The following is a 15,731-nucleotide window of genomic DNA, read 5'->3' on the forward strand; positions in this document are numbered from 1 at the left end:
GTAGTTTGCTATCTCCTCGTTTTTTATATCAAGTAATTCCCTAGGCAAATGTATGGTTATTACAACATTCGGTCAAAATATAAAGTGAATTTTGGTTAAAGTATATATAAGTCGACTAATTTTTGTGATGTGTCGATGGTTTTTGTACTGTTTTTAAACATTTGTTTGAATTAAATAACAAGTTTATTACAATTGTGTCATCCGACCTCTTCTTTTTATGAAGATCGTTTTGGTTATTGAAAGGGATTTTCCCGCATAAGGAGTTGCGATGACACGTCTCCAGAATCTGAAAACAGCTCAAGGTGAACGTATAGCTGTGGTATCCGGATTACGAACCCCCTTTGCCCGTCAATCGACCGCTTTTGCTCAAGTACCCGCAGTGGACTTAGGTAAGTTGGTTGTCAATGAAATGCTACAGCGACTGGACTTTGATCCTAAGCTTATTGATCAGTTGGTTTTTGGTCAGGTTGTACAGATGCCAGAAGCGCCAAACATTGCCCGTGAAATTGTGTTAGGGACAGGGATGAATGTACACACTGATGCTTATAGTGTGACTCGGGCCTGTGCAACCAGCTTTCAAGCTGTCGCTAACGTGACCGAAAGTATTCTCTCAGGTTCTATTGAAATTGGTATCGCAGGCGGTGCGGATTCATCTTCTGTTCTACCTATCAGTGTTTCTAAAAAAATGGCCGCTACACTGCTGGCATTGAGTAAAGCAAAAACAATGGGGCAGAGAGCTAAGTTATTTAGTCAGCTTAGCCTTAAAGATTTGATGCCAGTGCCTCCTGCCGTTGCAGAGTACTCGACGGGTTTGAGTATGGGACAAACTGCTGAACAAATGGCAAAAACCCACCAGATAACACGTCAAGACCAAGACGCTTTAGCCCATCGCTCACACACCTTAGCGGCTCAGGCATGGCGTGATGGGTTAATTCAAGATGAAGTAATGACCGCATTTCCTGAGCCATATCGGGCTTGGATTGATAAAGATAACAATATCCGAGAAGACTCATCCCTTGAATCATACGCTAAATTAAGACCTGCGTTTGACCGTAAATATGGTTCGGTCACTGCGGCTAATGCGACACCGTTAACCGATGGTGCGGCTGCTGTGTTACTGATGTCTGAAGGGCGAGCAAAAGCGTTAGGTTTAACTCCATTAGGTTATATTCGCTCGTATGCTTTTGCTGCGATTGGTGTTGAAAAAGATATGTTGATGGGACCGTCTTATGCAACGCCGCTAGCCCTTGATCGCGCTGGTATTTCCCTATCGGATCTTACTCTTATTGATATGCATGAAGCTTTTGCAGCCCAAACATTGGCTAATGTGAAAATGTTTGGTTCTGCGCAATTTGCTCGTGACAAGCTGGGTCGAGATCACGCCATAGGTGAGGTTGATATGGACAAATTTAACGTCTTAGGTGGCTCGATAGCGTATGGACATCCATTTGCTGCAACAGGAGCGCGGATGATCACCCAAACATTACGCGAGCTGCAACGCCGTGGAGGTGGACTGGCGTTAAATACGGCGTGCGCAGCTGGTGGTTTAGGTGCTGCTATGATTTTGGAGGCTGACTAATGAATAATTCTGCTTTCACATTGACCATTGATGATAACAAATTAGCATGGTTACAGATTGATGTTCCTAATGAAAAAATGAACACGTTGCAAGATTGCTTTGCTACTGAAATATCGCAGGTTTTAGAGCAATTAGAAGCAACCTCTGACATTAAAGGTATGGTTATCTATTCGGGAAAACCAGATAACTTTGTCGCCGGTGCCGATATTAAAATGTTGGCGGCGTGTGAGACTGCTGAACAAGCACAGCAATTAGCAGCAACTGGACAAGCGTTATTTACTCGGTTAGAAAATTTGCCATTTCATGTGGTTGCCGCAATTCATGGTCCATGTTTGGGTGGGGGGCTTGAGTTGGCCCTAGCTTGCCATAGTCGAGTTGCCACACTAGACGATAAAACACGTATTGGTTTACCTGAAGTACAATTAGGTCTATTACCCGGATCTGGTGGCACCCAAAGATTGCCTCGTTTAATTGGGGTAGCTAATGCTCTGGATATGATTTTAACCGGTAAGCAACTGCGTGCGAAAAAAGCCAAAAAAATGGGCGTGGTGGATGCGGTTGTCGATTCTGAAATATTGCTTACTGTTGCCAAAGAGATCGCATTAGAGCACAAACCTAAACGCCAATCTTCTTGGCAAAATTGGGCTATGGGGGGAAATCCGCTGGGGCGCTCAGTGGTTTTCGATCAGGCAAAGAAAAAAACCGAACAAAAAACGCGAGGAAATTATCCGGCAACCACCGCCATTCTTGAAGTGATTAAACATGGATTAGATAAAGGTCTGAGCCAAGGATATGCCCTTGAGGCGCAGCGTTTTGGTGAGCTTGTGATGAGTTCGCAATCACAAGCTCTGCGCCATATTTTCTTTGCAACGACCGCAATGAAAAAAGAGCAAGGGAGCTTAGAGCAAGCACATCCTTTGACGCATATCGGTGTGTTAGGTGGAGGCTTGATGGGGGCTGGGATCAGCCATGTCACAGCAACCAAGGCGGGTTTGCCTGTACGCATTAAAGATGTCCATAACGATGGTGTCCTTAATGCTCTTAACTACAACTATAAGCTGCTTAGTAAAAAGCGCGATCGTAAGATTATTTCGAAAGCTCAGTTGCAAAAACAGATGTCTATGTTGACAGGTGGAACCGATTTTATTGGGTTTAATCAGCTAGATATGGTGGTTGAAGCCGTATTTGAAGATCTAGCCTTAAAACATCAGATGGTAAGAGATATTGAAACTCACTCGAAACCAGATACGATTTTTGCCACCAATACCTCTTCGTTACCTATTCATCAGATAGCTTCTGCTGCGCAACGACCTGAACAAGTGGTTGGACTGCACTATTTCAGCCCAGTAGAGAAAATGCCATTGGTGGAGATCATTCCTCATCAAGGAACCGAACGTGGTGGAGCAACATCGCAGCAAACCATAGAAACGGCAATAACCTTAGCAAAAAAACAGGGGAAAACGCCGATTGTTGTTGCCGATACAGCAGGTTTTTATGTAAATCGAATTCTTGCCCCTTATATGAACGAGGCGGCGCGCTTGTTACTAGAAGGCGAGCCGATTGAGCATATAGATCGTTCTCTGCTGGATTTTGGATTCCCTGTTGGTCCAATCACGCTTCTAGATGAAGTTGGCGTCGATATAGGAGCTAAGATCAGTCCTATTTTATTGGCTGAGTTAGGGGAGCGTTTTCAAGCTCCAGATCTGTTTGATACCTTACTTAATGATGGCCGTAAAGGGCGTAAAAGTGGTAAAGGGTTCTATCTGTATAACGGCAAGAAAAAAGAGGTGGATAAGCAGGTTTATCAATTACTCAACCTTGAGCCAGAGCAGCATTTAGCCGGGCAAGATTTGGCGCTGCGCTGTACATTAATGATGTTAAATGAAGCGGTTCGTTGTTTAGATGAAGGTGTTGTTCAGTCGGCGCGAGATGGTGATATAGGGGCGATTTTTGGTATTGGTTTCCCTCCATTTTTAGGTGGACCATTCCATTATATGGACAGCCTTGGTTTAGACCGCGTATTAGAGATGTTTATCGACTATAGCTACAGGTATGGTGAGCGTTTTGCGCCTTGCGAGGGGATTGTTATGAGGGCGGAAAATAAGCAATCTTTTTACTAAGCGTGAATTATAAATAGTAAAGAAGATAAAAGTCTCAGTTGGTAGTTCAATACCGACTGGGACTTTTTGTTTTAAAAATCAGCATGCTTGATTCGAAAATGTGGTTCAAAAAATACTGGTCGTAAAAAATGGTAACTGATAGATGCAATAGAGATTGCAATAAAAGTATTCGTATGGCCGATAAGAACCAGCGATATAGTTATCAAAGAGATAAAGATAAAACCATAGATAAGGATATCGGTCTCATTGTGAACTAATTTGATTAGGCAATGGGGACAGCGAAAATGATCTTCATATTGATTCATTTTAGGTGGTCGAATAGTTGACTCACAATGTGGGCATTGATGGCACATTTATCATTACTCAGTTCTTAGCGTTCCTCGCTTGTCTCTGTTGTTAAAACAGACTCTCCTGATAACAATCGATTTATTCTATATTGGTGGAGCTTTTTACAAATTCTTTGTGATTATATACTTTTTTGATTTTAGGTGTAGATAAAAAACGCCCACAAATACCTTGTAAGTATTCATGGGCGTTTGATTTGATTATTGCGCTTTTTCTTGTAGCTGGGAAATTGAGGTAATTGGTTCACCTAAGTCTAGCTTGTCAGCTTCATGATGTTGATTACCTTGGCTAAACATCACTAAGCGATGAGCGGTTCTTGGCTTAATTCTATCAACAATAAAGCGAATCATATCAGCTCGAGATAGCTCTGAAATGGCCTTAACGACACGCTGCCTTTGGTTAAAGTCTTCATCTTTGTTGCCAATCGCAACCCAAAAACGTTGAGCTCGTGCTCTTAGGTTGGTATCTGGCTCTGATATTTGTGCAATTAACCCTTGTTTACTGGCTTGCCATTGCGCTTCATTAAGCTCTAACAAAACTAGAGCAAAGGCATTGGTAAAGTCATCAATCGCTTCTGCTAAATGAACTGGGTCTGCAACAGGAGACTGGACATACAAAATTAACCCAGGATGGCGATTAAGCGGTAAATTTGCAGTACCTACCATATAACCAAGTTGTTGTTTGGTTCGCAGCTCATGGAAAAACGTCGTCGACATTAAGTGATTGGCTAAAGTATACAGCGCAATTTTATGTGGCGACGTCTCGCGTGACTGGTAGTACATCAAAATCGCAGAATCGGCATGATCACACTCAAGCTCATAAGTAAGGGTGCCACAATCATCTAAGTGCACCAAAGGTCTTTGAGCTTCACCGTACAGTTGATCGGTTACCCTAAATGCATCCTTGAGTGTTTCAGCTAATGCTAAAGCCTGATCTTTGTGCCAGTTACCGTAGACGAAAGTATCTATATGCAGCTCTGCAAACATATCATCAACAAAACCCGGTAACTCATCGATGGTAATTGACTCTAATGCCTCAATTAATACTGGATAAGGTGGGTTGTTCGGTTGCAATAATCCCGTAAGCTGGTTAAAAAGCTGAGAAATGGGTTTATCTTCGGCGGCATTGCGCCAGTTTCTAAGTAAGAGAGCTTTGATATTATCAAAACGTTCTGGTTTAAACTGACGGTTTTTAAATCGCTCTAAAATTAGGTTGAGCAGGAGCGGTTGCTTTTCACTAAAGCCAGATAGTTGCAGTGTGACTCCACCTTGATGTGCATAGAGATTGTAAGACATACCTGCAATTTCAGCGGGATATGCCGACTCATTGATTGCTTCTAGCAGCATTTCAACACACAAGCGCGTTTTCACAATATTTCGAGGCGAGCTCACCGCATGTGGACTGTCGATAGCCACATAGACAACCCCTTTAGGTACTCGAAAATCGTGCTCTTGTTTAAACCACAAACGAAAGCCAGGTAGCTCTTGAATCAGTTGAGGAGGCAGTTCTGAACCTTCTTGTAGTGGTAACGGATCAAAACGCTCACACAGATACGGGTTAGGTTCTGGTAGCATCAGCTGCTCATTAAGCTCTTTAGTCTGCCAAAGTTCTTGTTGTTGCTGAGTGAATGGCGTTACAGAATATGGTGTGTCATACCATTGAGCCTGTTGATCATAATGCTGATCTTGAGCCACTAAAATCAAACGCATATTATCAGGCGATAAGTAATCTAAAACTTGGCGAATAAGATCTTCATCAAAACCTGCCATCATATAATCACCGTAGATAATATCTTCTGGTGCATAATGGAGTAGATTCATCACCAAATAGCTAACGGTATCAAGGGGACGACTTTTTTCTTGATAGCGAAACGCAAATTCTAGAACTGATTTTTTCTCTTCATAACGCCAGTTATTCAGTCCGCGTTGTTTAATTAGCTCGATATATTGGAAGATGGTTTGGACGATTTCATCTTGATGCTCAATGCCTTGAGGCGTCAAATTCACCGAGACTGTAAATTCACGGAAGTTGGTTCCATTTACACCGCCACCTGCGGCCAGAGAATTGATCCACTCTTTTTCTTTTAAGTATGACATCAAGCTGCCTTCGCCTTCATTACCGAGTAAATGAGCAAGGTAAGAGAGCGGTTTTATGGCGTAATAATGATCCAATGAAGGCATAGCAAAAGAGAGAGACAGACGACGAACCTCTTTGATTGGCTCTATTTGAATATAGTGCTGGTTCTGTGCTTCTGTTACCCAAGGCGCGGTAATTGGGGCTTTCTCTTTACCTGAGTTAGGTATTTGGCTGAAAAAGTCCTGAGTATAAGCTTCTAGTTGGCCTAAAGACTGAGGACCTAATAAGACTAACCCCATAATATTGGCAGAGTAATGCTGGTGGTAGAAGGTGAGAAGATCATCACGTACTAAGTGATTTGGTCTGTCTTCTAAGGTTGTGAGATCGCCCACTGAGAATTTAGAAAATGGGTGCTCAGGGTTAATGGTTTCCTTGTGCACCTGATAAATACGGCGAATATCGTCTTTGATTTTTAACTTATATTCCGAATCAACCGCATTCCGTTCCTTATCTACTGCATCAGCATTAAATAATGGCGCAGTAAAAAACTGACCAAAGCGATCTAATCCCTGCTCAAAACCATGAGGGCTGACTTCAAAAAAGAATGTGGTGTTTTCTGTTCCCGTCCAGGCATTGTTGCTTCCACCATGTTGATTGATAAAGGTTTGAAATTCACCCACCTTTGGGTACTTTTCGGTGCCTAAAAACAGCATGTGTTCGAGAAAGTGTGCCATACCTTGACGATCCATCGGATCATCAAAATGACCAATCTGTACTGAAAGCGCAGCAGCAGAACGTGGAGCCTCAGCGTCATGCACAAGTAAGACTTTTAACTCATTGTCTAACGTGAGGTAGCGATATTGTTTATGATCGTTAGGACTAATATGCACAAGAAACGCCTATTTTTGAGGGAATTAAAATTAATTATGACCTTGCAAGCGCCAACTGGCAAACGGATGATAGGAATTTAGAGCATGAACAACAATTTCGAAAAATAATCTGACAATATCTGCATCTTGGCACTTTAAGGTTTATCTGAAATCTCAACACCGTAATTACCTTAATTGTGGCTAAAACTTTGCTAGATACTGGTTATGACTTTCAATATGACATAAAAAATGGGTGAATAATAACTTCACAGAATAGTCATTATTGAGCGATACATTGTTAGTGATAGTTTGGGCTAAATGGCGATCTCAGAGTGAAAGGCGGGTCACGATTTCACATGTTTTCAAATAATAGTGGTATTCACTCCGACTCAGAGTTGCTAGCATTACCTCTCTTGCTGTTTAGCAAAGCATTAGGCTCTAAAACGGAAAAACAAATATGCGTATTTATATTATGCGTCATGGTGAAGCTGAAAATTTTGCTCCTAGTGATGCCGAGCGACCTCTAACACAGCGTGGTCGCAGTCAATCAGCTCAAGTCGCGACTCAACTGCATGAGCGTTTAAACCAGCAGCCAATTGATTGGGTATGGGTTAGCCCGTATCTACGAGCACAGCAAACTTGGCAAACTCTGGCTGATGTTCTATCTGAGCCTAAACAAATTTCGACCGTTGCCGATATTACTCCATATGGTGAAGCAGAAGAGGTGGCGGCCTATTTAAAAGCAGCCATTGATGTAGAACGACCAGAATCTGTGCTGTTGGTTTCGCATTTACCTTTGGTGGGGTACTTAACCGCAGAATTGGATCCGTCTATTCAACCTCCTATGTTTCGAACCTCAGCGATTGCCGCTCTAGAATACAATCCAGAGACTGGGCGAGCAGAGTTCTTGTGGCAAGATGTGCCGCAATAATTCATAACATAGAGAAAATAGTGTAATGAAGATTAAGATGATAGGGGCAGGGGTGGTGCTATTTGCTCTTGCAGGGTGTGCAGCACAAATGGAGCCGGCTCGAATTCTTGCTAATGGTCAAATCCGTTGGTCTGATGGCATTAAAGAAGGCATGCATGTTTCGCCTACAGGCAGCAAGTTGACCTTTGCTAACTATTCCAACGAAGTTGGTGCCCAACCTGTCACGATCTTTTCTCGAATCGATAGCGCACGTAATGGTGATTGTGAATATTACTTTGATGAAGCGAAAGTTAAACGTCGCCTAGAGGTGTGTAAATCAGGAGAGGTGACCCTATTGAATCAAGGTCGAGTAGTTCGTGTTGGTTTTCTGGCATCTCCGATTATTTAACGGTTATTACCCTATTGATTGATACTATTTTTTAATGTGGCATTGAAATACGAAACGCCCAGTAGGATATATACCTGCTGGGCGTTTTGTTTGGTTATTTTTCTGGTATTTCAATTAAAACCAACAGCGCGCCATCACCGCCAAATTCAAGAGGCGCTTGGTGAAATGCCATTACATCTGGGTGTTGAGCTAGCCATAATGGCGCTTTTTGCTTGAGAATGTGTCGACCAATACCATGCATCACACAGGCACATGACACACTTTCTTTAATGCAGGCTGCAATCATCGCGGCTAATTCGCGTTTGGCTTCTTGTTGTGTCATTCCATGCATATCTAAATACATATCTGGCACATAGACACCACGGCGCAACTTTTTCACTTCATATTTTGAAACATCAGAACGCGCATAGTGCATCGGACCATTTTCATTTAAGTGCGGCTCAAATTCATCAGAGAAATAAAACTCATGATTTTGGGTTTCTTTACCCATCACTTTGCTTTTATCTGCTTTTGTGGTCTGTTTGCGCGGCGCAATTATGGTATCATGGGTAAACTTTTTTATGCCTTTTACCTCGGCTTGGAAGAGAGAGAAATCATCTTCCATGTTCGGGTCTTTATTACTCATAGTGAAATTCCAACAGCTGTATATCAGTATTGTAGCGTTTTTCGGAGGCCATTTTGGATAAGATTTTTGTCGACGAAGCCGTCAACGAACTTCACACACTACAAGATATGTTACGTTGGACGGTAAGCCGTTTTAACGCAGCAAATCTATTTTACGGTCATGGTACAGACAACGCTTGGGATGAAGCTGTTCAGCTTGTATTGCCAACTTTGTATCTTCCACTTGATGTGCCATCAGAAGTGCGTTTTTCGCGCCTAACTTCTAGTGAGCGTCATCGTGTGGTTGAGCGCGTTATTCGTCGTATTAATGAGCGTACACCAGTATCTTATATTACAAATAAAGCATACTTTTGTGGTATGGAGTTCTTTGTTGACGAGCGCGTACTTGTGCCTCGTTCTCCAATCGGTGAACTGATCGAAAACCGCTTTGAACCATTTTTAAAGCAAGAACCAACACGTATCATGGACCTATGTACAGGCAGTGGTTGTATTGGTATTGCGTGTGCTCATATGTTCCCAGAAGCGGAAGTGGATATTGTTGATATCTCAACTGACGCACTGGCTGTGGCTGAACAAAATATTCAAGATCACGGTTTAGAACAACAAGTGACCCCGCTTCGTTCAGATTTGTTGCGTGATGTTCCTAAAGATCTTTATGACCTAATCGTAACTAATCCACCGTATGTGGATCAAGAAGATATGGATAACTTACCAGACGAATTCCGTCACGAGCCAGAGCTAGGTTTAGCTGCGGGCAGCGATGGTCTGAAATTGGTTCGTCGTATCCTATCTAATGCACCTAACTATCTAAAAGAAGATGGTGTATTAATTTGTGAAGTGGGTAACTCAATGGTCCACATGGAAGAGCAATATCCGCATATTCCATTTACTTGGATCGAGTTCGAAAACGGCGGTCACGGTGTATTTATGCTAACTCGTGATCAGCTAGTTGAATTTGCTGACGATTTTGCACTATATCGTGACTAAGACTGCTGTTTAAGTCTGCACAAATAAAATAATAAACCGGCTCTTATTATCAAGAAGCCGGTTTTTTTTATATCGCTAGATGACCGACATTAAGTCCTATCTTTTAGATAGTGGCTAGCGATTTAAAATTAGCGCTCTGCTTGGCCGTGAGCCTGTTTGTCTTGCAGTGATGCCATCACGTTTTCCTTATGCTGAAGATAATCTTCAAGACCTGCGCGACGTAAATCGCAAGACGGACAATCACCACAACCATCGCCAATAATGCCGTTGTAGCAAGTTAGTGTTTTTTCACGAACATAATCTAGCTTGCCGTATTGATCGGCTAGAGCCCAAGTTTCTGCTTTATTTAGCCACATTAGCGGTGTTTCAATACGCAGTGGGCGGTCCATACCCAAAACAAGTGATTGATTGAGTGATTTTACAAACTCATCGCGACAATCTGGGTAGCCAGAAAAATCGGTTTCACAGACACCCGTAATCACAGCCTCAGCACCGATTTGATACGCGTAGATACCAGCCAAAGTTAAAAACAGAATATTACGACCTGGTACAAATGAATTTGGTAGACCATTTTCTTGTAGCTCATGAGAAACCGCAATATTGTCACGAGTTAGTGAGCTAATAGCCAATTCATTTAATAAACCCACATCCATCACTTTATGCGCAGCAACACCTAACTCTTGGGTGATTGCTTGTGCCACTTCAATTTCTAACTTATGGCGCTGACCATAATCAAAAGTAATACAGTGTACTTCATCATAGTGAGCAAGAGCTTGAATCAGACAGGTTGTGGAGTCTTGACCACCACTAAAAACAACAACGGCTTTACGCATAATAATAAGATCCTTTCAATCCGAGCTTTTTACTGTTGGTTGCCAATTTAACAAGTACAGCATTATCAACAGTGGTTACCGAGAAACAGTCGGTTCCAGCACAATATATTAAGTGCTTATGGTACTTCAGCTGGTGAGAAGAGAAAAGAATTACCCGATTAAGACATACGACTTTTCATCAGAGAAAACGATGTTAGCAGGAGGTACAGATAAAAAAATGCCGCAGGCAAGTGCGGCAAAAGCTAATTACTCTGATTAGATTAATCAGTCGACTACATACAGGTAATGAGACCGAGTATTAGCTAACAGACACAAACTGTTGGTATTAGAACAAGCCATCGAAACCAAATAGGCAAAGTACGATAGCCTGTTCTAATAGGGGGATTCTTTAGTGAGACCAGTCTCCGCTTTGTTCTAATTGCTCTAGTTGCGCAAGATAAGGTGAAAGATCGCCGATATTGTCGCGAACCCATTGTTCATCGTAGTAAGTATCGAGATAACGTTCACCGCTGTCACATAGTAAGGTCACGATAGACCCGGTTTCGCCACGCTGCTTCATTTCGCAAGCGAGCTGTAATACACCGTATAAGTTGGTTCCGGTTGAGGCTCCAGCTTTTCGTCCTAACAGTTTTTCTAACCAATGGACGGTAGCCACACTTGCCGTATCAGGAATCGTGCGCATCTCATCAACCACATCTGGGATAAAACTCGGTTCAACACGAGGTCGACCAATCCCCTCAATTCGGCTACCAACGGCTGAGGTTAAACTGCAATCACGACTTTGATAGTAAGGCGCAAAAACAGAATTTTCAGGATCTACCACACACAAACGAGTCGGTTGCATTTGATAGCGAATATAACGACCAATGGTTGCCGATGTTCCACCTGTACCTGGACTCATCACAATCCAGGTTGGAATTGGATGTTGCTCAAACTTCATTTGTTCGAAAATACTGTTAGCGATGTTGTTATTACCACGCCAGTCTGTTGCTCGCTCAGCGTAAGTAAATTGATCCATATAGTGACCATTAAGCTCTTGGGCTAAGCGGCGAGATTCTGCATAAATTTCTGATGGGCAATCGACAAAATGAGCTTTGCCACCATAAAACTCTATTTGCTCAATTTTTTTACGAGCCGTTTTACGAGGAACGACCGCAATAAACGGTAATCCAAGTAGACGAGCAAAATATGCTTCGGATACAGCTGTACTGCCTGATGATGATTCAATAATTGGTGTACCTTCCGTGATCCAACCATTACATAGTGCGTATAAAAAGAGGGAGCGGGCAAGACGATGCTTTAAACTGCCTGTTGGGTGGGTACTTTCGTCTTTAAGATAAATATCAATACCGTCTAAGCTTGGAATATCGAGCTTGATCAGATGGGTATCGGCAGAACGTTGATAGTCGGCATCAATTTTACGAATAGCGTTATTGATCCATTCTGTTTTATTGCAATTCTTTAACTTAGCATTCATCTGATATCTCTCTTATAAGGCTGATATTTATCTATTCTTTTTATAATGTTAGGGTTGGCGCTCATCATCAGTGCTTTTGTTATACTATGACGAAACTAACGGGGAAAATCTTTGCTTTCTTTCTCCTTAAATCGGTAAAATAGATAAAAATTTTCTCTCAACGTAATGAATACTTAGTCAGTGCATTATCTGAGCACGACAAGAGAGAAAACCAATAATTTTATAAGTATTAGCAGAAATAAGGACGGATATGAGCGATTTAGACAGTGTTGACAGAACTCTGCTGCGCTTACTGCAAAAAGATGCGACTTTGGCGTTGGCTGAATTAGCTGAGGCGGTGAATCTCACCACAACGCCTTGCTGGAAGCGATTAAAGCGCCTAGAAGAAACTGGAATTTTACAACAGCGAGTCGCTCTACTTGATCCGATCAAACTGGGTTTATCGTTTACTGCGTTTGTACAAATCAAAACCATTAATCACTCTAAAGATTGGTATCACAATTTTGTTGAGACGGTTTCTGATTTTGCTGAAGTGATGGAGTTTTATCGTATGGCGGGTGAGTACGACTATATGATGAAAGTACAAGTCGCTGATATGTTCGCATTTGATAAGTTTTATAAGAAACTAGTTAATAGTGTCGAAGGGTTAACTAATGTGACTTCAACCTTTGCTATGGAGCAGTTGAAGTATACGACGGCGTTACCAGTTTAATACCGTAGCGAGAATTTAAGAGGCGAGTAACGAGATTTTGTTAAAATGACTCGCTACTCGCTACTCGCTACTCGCTACTCGCTACTCAGGTTAATCCTTCATCCTCATCAATCCTTCCTGAACTGCAGAGGCAACCAACTCACCTTGTTGGTTATAGATCTCACCGCGAACCAAACCGCGACCACCTGAAGCCGATGGGCTATCTATCACATACAGTAGCCACTCATCCATACGAAATGGGCGATGGAACCACATTGAGTGATCGATAGTTGCCACTTGCATCTTAGGCGTAAATAGCGTCACCCCATGAGGTTGCAGCGCCGTTACTAAAAATCCCCAGTCGGAAGCATAAGCTAGTACATACTGATGAATGCGCTGATCATCTGGCATTTCACCGTTGGCTTTGATCCATAAATACTGTTTAGCGGGTTCTTTCTTGGGATTAAGAGGATTGACGACCACAGCAGGGCGCACTTCAATAGGACGCTCTCGACCAAAGATCTCAACCAACTTAGGGGGTAAGTATTGGGCAATAGATTGAACAAGCTGACGCTCAGATGGTAGCTCTTCTGGACTTGGTACATCATCAATTGGCATAGGTGCCTGATGCTCAAACCCTGACTCTTCTGCTTGATAAGAAGCAGTAAGGTAGAAAATAGGACGGCCGTTTTGAATCGCTTTTACTCGACGGGTGCTAAAGCTTTTGCCGTCACGCAGTTTTTCTACGTCATAAATAATGGGTTTTTCAGGATCGCCAGGAAGTAAAAAATAGCTATGGAAAGAATGCACGTGGCGATCCGCTTCAACGGTTTTTTTTGCCGCTGAGAGGGATTGACCAATAACTTGTCCGCCATAAACTTGAGGTAGGCCTAAATTTTCGCTTTGGCCACGGAACAAGCCTTGTTCTAAGCGCTCTAAATGTAACAGATTGAGAAGTTCATTCAGTTCTTGGCTCATATGAGCTCCAATTTCGTGTTATCATAGTGGTGTTTTACGAGGACTTAAACACAAAAGCAACAACTATTCTGTTCGTGTTCTAGCTTCATCGTTACACCTTTAAGTTGTGTTTAGGATTTTTACAGGGAATAAGAATGAAAAAAGCCTTTATGATGGTGTCAACTCTAGCCGCTGCGCTAGTAGTAACCGCGTGTACAAAATTAATTCCAACAGATACTAATATGGGACACATCCAAGGCAATGTTACTTACCGTGAGCGCATCGCTTTACCTGATGACGCAAAAGTAACCGTAACATTAGAAGATGTATCATTGGCTGATGCTCCTGCCGAAGTGCTGAGCCGTCAGACCTTTTTAACCGATGGCAAACAACCTCCGTTTGCGTACCAGTTAAGTTATCAATCGGATCAAATTGAGCCTAACCATCGTTATATCGTGAGTGCTCGTATTGAAGGCCAAAATGGCAAGCTATTGTTTGTAAGTGATACCGCTTACCCAGTGCTTACCAATGCGGCGAAAACAGCAACTCAAGATATTTTGGTTATCAATGCTCAATAAAATTTGTAGCCGTTAGATAAAATATTACAAGGCATTGAACTTAGGTTTGATGCCTTTTTTGATCTACTCACCATTCCATCGATAATTTTTGAGTCGAATTCGCCCCGTTACTGACACCTCAATGCCTTCCTGTTCTAAGTGACGCTTTTGACGCTCTAGGTTCTCGCCTTTAAGCGATATTTGTCCTTGTGAATTAATCACTCTATGCCACGGTATTGTTGAGCCTTCAGGTAAATTTGCTAGCAGTTTTCCTACCTGTCTTGCATAACCTGGATAGCCAGCAAAACGTGCAATATCACCATAGGTTGAAATCTTACCTTTGGGAATGTGATATACTTGACTATAGATTTGCGCAGAAAAATCATCCATATTTATAAATACTGAGTAAAAAATGTAAAATCGTTAATGTGATCAATATTAACGTGTAACAGTTACTGAGTATTGTTTTCTTTCTGTCAGAATAACGCAAGGAGGTGCAACATGTTGTATGCCGCGTTACTTATGATTGCCAGTGTCGCCTTAACCATCGTTGGGGTGACTGCGCTTGGACATGGACAAGGAGAGATCCCTGCTCTTGCGCTTGCTATTCCTGCATTGTGGATTTTGCCGCAGGGTAAAACAGCAGCTTGGTTACTTCTTAGTGGCTTGGCGCTGTTTGGCTATGCGTTACCCGATCAGCCGTTGGCGCTGTCAATCAGCTTATTTATGATTCTCCCCATTCTCGCGGTCTCTTTCTCATCAAAAAGTCCGTGGCAGCTTGGTGCTATGCTAATTGCGGTTGTGATTGCGATGCTGTTTGGCTTAATGGCGTTGCAAACCGAAAGTAAGTTATCGGGTTCGATGGGGGCAACTTGCATGCAGTTAATGGGTGTTTTGATGATCTGGTATGCGGCAAGAAGCTGGCGACCTGTCACGGGAAACACCTGGTGGGCGCTGGTATTGGTGATTCCTCTATTAATGGGAGGAATGGCTCCTGCTGCTTTAGTGGCGCTGTGTGTAACAGGTCTTATTGCTGCAATGCAAGAGATGGAAACGCACAAAGTGGGTGAGTGGATTCCGAAGATGGCGTGGGTGTTACCTGCGATTGGCTTTGCGACCTTGGTTTTAGCACCACAGTTTGAAGTGCCAAGTCCAATTTTGGTTTCGTGGTTGCTTATCTTAGGTGGCGGCTTGCTGGGTGAGTTCTTACTTGAAGAAAATGAAGAGGAAGAAGTATAAACCCACATCAGATAAACTCTATTTGATTGAATTATAAACACTTAAACTTTTAAGGTAG

Annotated in this window: 14 protein-coding genes; 8 read left to right on the forward strand and 6 right to left on the reverse strand. The window is 42.5% G+C overall.

Annotation, left to right across the window (positions count from 1 at the left end):
* The first annotated feature begins 268 nt into the window (after window positions 1-268).
* Together fadI and fadJ are read left to right on the forward strand one after the other, a co-directional pair.
* Window positions 269-1,579: an acetyl-CoA C-acyltransferase FadI gene (gene fadI, locus WAX86_RS04500; protein WP_341489164.1), complete on the forward strand. Its 1,311-nt coding sequence runs from the start codon at window positions 269-271 to the stop codon at window positions 1,577-1,579.
* Window positions 1,579-3,699, forward strand: coding sequence for a fatty acid oxidation complex subunit alpha FadJ (fadJ, locus tag WAX86_RS04505; RefSeq protein ID WP_341489165.1), 2,121 nt, complete (start codon window positions 1,579-1,581; stop codon window positions 3,697-3,699). Before fadI ends, fadJ begins: the two co-directional genes overlap by 1 nt.
* A gap of 545 nt (window positions 3,700-4,244) precedes the next feature.
* Here fadJ and WAX86_RS04510 read toward each other — a convergent pair.
* A complete protein-coding gene (locus WAX86_RS04510) occupies window positions 4,245-7,010 on the reverse strand; it encodes an insulinase family protein (RefSeq protein ID WP_341489166.1) in 2,766 nt (921 codons plus the stop codon).
* Between the two features lie 436 nt (window positions 7,011-7,446).
* On the opposite strand from WAX86_RS04510, the gene sixA reads away from it, so the two are divergent.
* Window positions 7,447-7,920, forward strand: a complete 474-nt coding sequence (gene sixA / locus WAX86_RS04515) for a phosphohistidine phosphatase SixA (protein ID WP_044176204.1) — start codon at window positions 7,447-7,449, stop codon at window positions 7,918-7,920.
* 25 nt (window positions 7,921-7,945) lie between these two features.
* Window positions 7,946-8,308: a hypothetical protein gene (locus WAX86_RS04520; protein ID WP_237031052.1), complete on the forward strand. Its 363-nt coding sequence runs from the start codon at window positions 7,946-7,948 to the stop codon at window positions 8,306-8,308.
* Window positions 8,309-8,402: 94 nt separating this feature from the next.
* On the opposite strand, the gene smrB is transcribed toward WAX86_RS04520, so the two are convergent.
* The gene (gene smrB, locus WAX86_RS04525) at window positions 8,403-8,933 is read right to left on the reverse strand and encodes an endonuclease SmrB (RefSeq protein WP_005300331.1); all 531 of its coding nucleotides are present in this window, start codon (window positions 8,931-8,933) and stop codon (window positions 8,403-8,405) included.
* Window positions 8,934-8,986: 53 nt separating this feature from the next.
* On the opposite strand from smrB, the gene prmB reads away from it, so the two are divergent.
* A complete protein-coding gene (gene prmB, locus WAX86_RS04530; RefSeq protein WP_005300328.1) occupies window positions 8,987-9,919 on the forward strand; it encodes a 50S ribosomal protein L3 N(5)-glutamine methyltransferase in 933 nt (310 codons plus the stop codon).
* A gap of 128 nt (window positions 9,920-10,047) precedes the next feature.
* Here the strand turns inward: prmB and queC are convergent, their stop codons facing one another.
* Window positions 10,048-10,752: a 7-cyano-7-deazaguanine synthase QueC gene (queC, locus tag WAX86_RS04535; RefSeq protein WP_237031051.1), complete on the reverse strand. Its 705-nt coding sequence runs from the start codon at window positions 10,750-10,752 to the stop codon at window positions 10,048-10,050.
* A 388-nt stretch (window positions 10,753-11,140) separates the two neighbouring features.
* On the reverse strand, window positions 11,141-12,229 hold the full coding sequence (locus tag WAX86_RS04540) for a PLP-dependent cysteine synthase family protein (RefSeq protein ID WP_341489167.1): 1,089 nt from the start codon (window positions 12,227-12,229) through the stop codon (window positions 11,141-11,143).
* Window positions 12,230-12,479: 250 nt separating this feature from the next.
* On the opposite strand from WAX86_RS04540, the gene WAX86_RS04545 reads away from it, so the two are divergent.
* Window positions 12,480-12,941, forward strand: coding sequence for an Lrp/AsnC family transcriptional regulator (locus WAX86_RS04545; protein ID WP_036764211.1), 462 nt, complete (start codon window positions 12,480-12,482; stop codon window positions 12,939-12,941).
* 90 nt (window positions 12,942-13,031) lie between these two features.
* Here WAX86_RS04545 and tesB read toward each other — a convergent pair whose 3' ends face one another.
* The gene (tesB, locus tag WAX86_RS04550; protein ID WP_005300318.1) at window positions 13,032-13,898 is read right to left on the reverse strand and encodes an acyl-CoA thioesterase II; all 867 of its coding nucleotides are present in this window, start codon (window positions 13,896-13,898) and stop codon (window positions 13,032-13,034) included.
* A 134-nt stretch (window positions 13,899-14,032) separates the two neighbouring features.
* On the opposite strand from tesB, the gene WAX86_RS04555 reads away from it, so the two are divergent.
* The gene (locus WAX86_RS04555) at window positions 14,033-14,455 is read left to right on the forward strand and encodes a YbaY family lipoprotein (RefSeq protein ID WP_005300316.1); all 423 of its coding nucleotides are present in this window, start codon (window positions 14,033-14,035) and stop codon (window positions 14,453-14,455) included.
* Window positions 14,456-14,518: 63 nt separating this feature from the next.
* Here the strand turns inward: WAX86_RS04555 and WAX86_RS04560 are convergent, their stop codons facing one another.
* The gene (locus WAX86_RS04560) at window positions 14,519-14,824 is read right to left on the reverse strand and encodes an MGMT family protein (RefSeq protein WP_036764209.1); all 306 of its coding nucleotides are present in this window, start codon (window positions 14,822-14,824) and stop codon (window positions 14,519-14,521) included.
* Between the two features lie 111 nt (window positions 14,825-14,935).
* On the opposite strand from WAX86_RS04560, the gene WAX86_RS04565 reads away from it, so the two are divergent.
* Window positions 14,936-15,673 carry a hypothetical protein gene (locus WAX86_RS04565; RefSeq protein ID WP_341489168.1) on the forward strand — a complete coding sequence of 246 codons (738 nt, stop codon included), beginning with the start codon at window positions 14,936-14,938 and terminating at the stop codon, window positions 15,671-15,673.
* Window positions 15,674-15,731 lie beyond the last annotated feature (58 nt).

Origin of the sequence: Photobacterium damselae subsp. damselae, from assembly GCF_038086725.1 — a bacterium.
GTDB lineage: Bacteria > Pseudomonadota > Gammaproteobacteria > Enterobacterales > Vibrionaceae > Photobacterium > Photobacterium damselae.

What these genes read in the sequence shown, in the direction of transcription:
- sixA (WP_044176204.1), top strand. Translation starts at nt 7,447, where the DNA reads ATGCGTATTTATATTATGCGTCATGGTGAAGCTGAAAATTTTGCTCCT.
- WAX86_RS04545 (WP_036764211.1), top strand. Translation starts at nt 12,480, where the DNA reads ATGAGCGATTTAGACAGTGTTGACAGAACTCTGCTGCGCTTACTGCAA.
- fadJ (WP_341489165.1), top strand. Translation starts at nt 1,579, where the DNA reads ATGAATAATTCTGCTTTCACATTGACCATTGATGATAACAAATTAGCA.
- WAX86_RS04555 (WP_005300316.1), top strand. Translation starts at nt 14,033, where the DNA reads ATGAAAAAAGCCTTTATGATGGTGTCAACTCTAGCCGCTGCGCTAGTA.
- WAX86_RS04565 (WP_341489168.1), top strand. Translation starts at nt 14,936, where the DNA reads ATGTTGTATGCCGCGTTACTTATGATTGCCAGTGTCGCCTTAACCATC.
- smrB (WP_005300331.1), bottom strand. Translation starts at nt 8,933, where the DNA reads ATGAGTAATAAAGACCCGAACATGGAAGATGATTTCTCTCTCTTCCAA.
- tesB (WP_005300318.1), bottom strand. Translation starts at nt 13,898, where the DNA reads ATGAGCCAAGAACTGAATGAACTTCTCAATCTGTTACATTTAGAGCGC.
- fadI (WP_341489164.1), top strand. Translation starts at nt 269, where the DNA reads ATGACACGTCTCCAGAATCTGAAAACAGCTCAAGGTGAACGTATAGCT.
- WAX86_RS04560 (WP_036764209.1), bottom strand. Translation starts at nt 14,824, where the DNA reads ATGGATGATTTTTCTGCGCAAATCTATAGTCAAGTATATCACATTCCC.
- WAX86_RS04520 (WP_237031052.1), top strand. Translation starts at nt 7,946, where the DNA reads ATGAAGATTAAGATGATAGGGGCAGGGGTGGTGCTATTTGCTCTTGCA.
- queC (WP_237031051.1), bottom strand. Translation starts at nt 10,752, where the DNA reads ATGCGTAAAGCCGTTGTTGTTTTTAGTGGTGGTCAAGACTCCACAACC.
- WAX86_RS04540 (WP_341489167.1), bottom strand. Translation starts at nt 12,229, where the DNA reads ATGAATGCTAAGTTAAAGAATTGCAATAAAACAGAATGGATCAATAAC.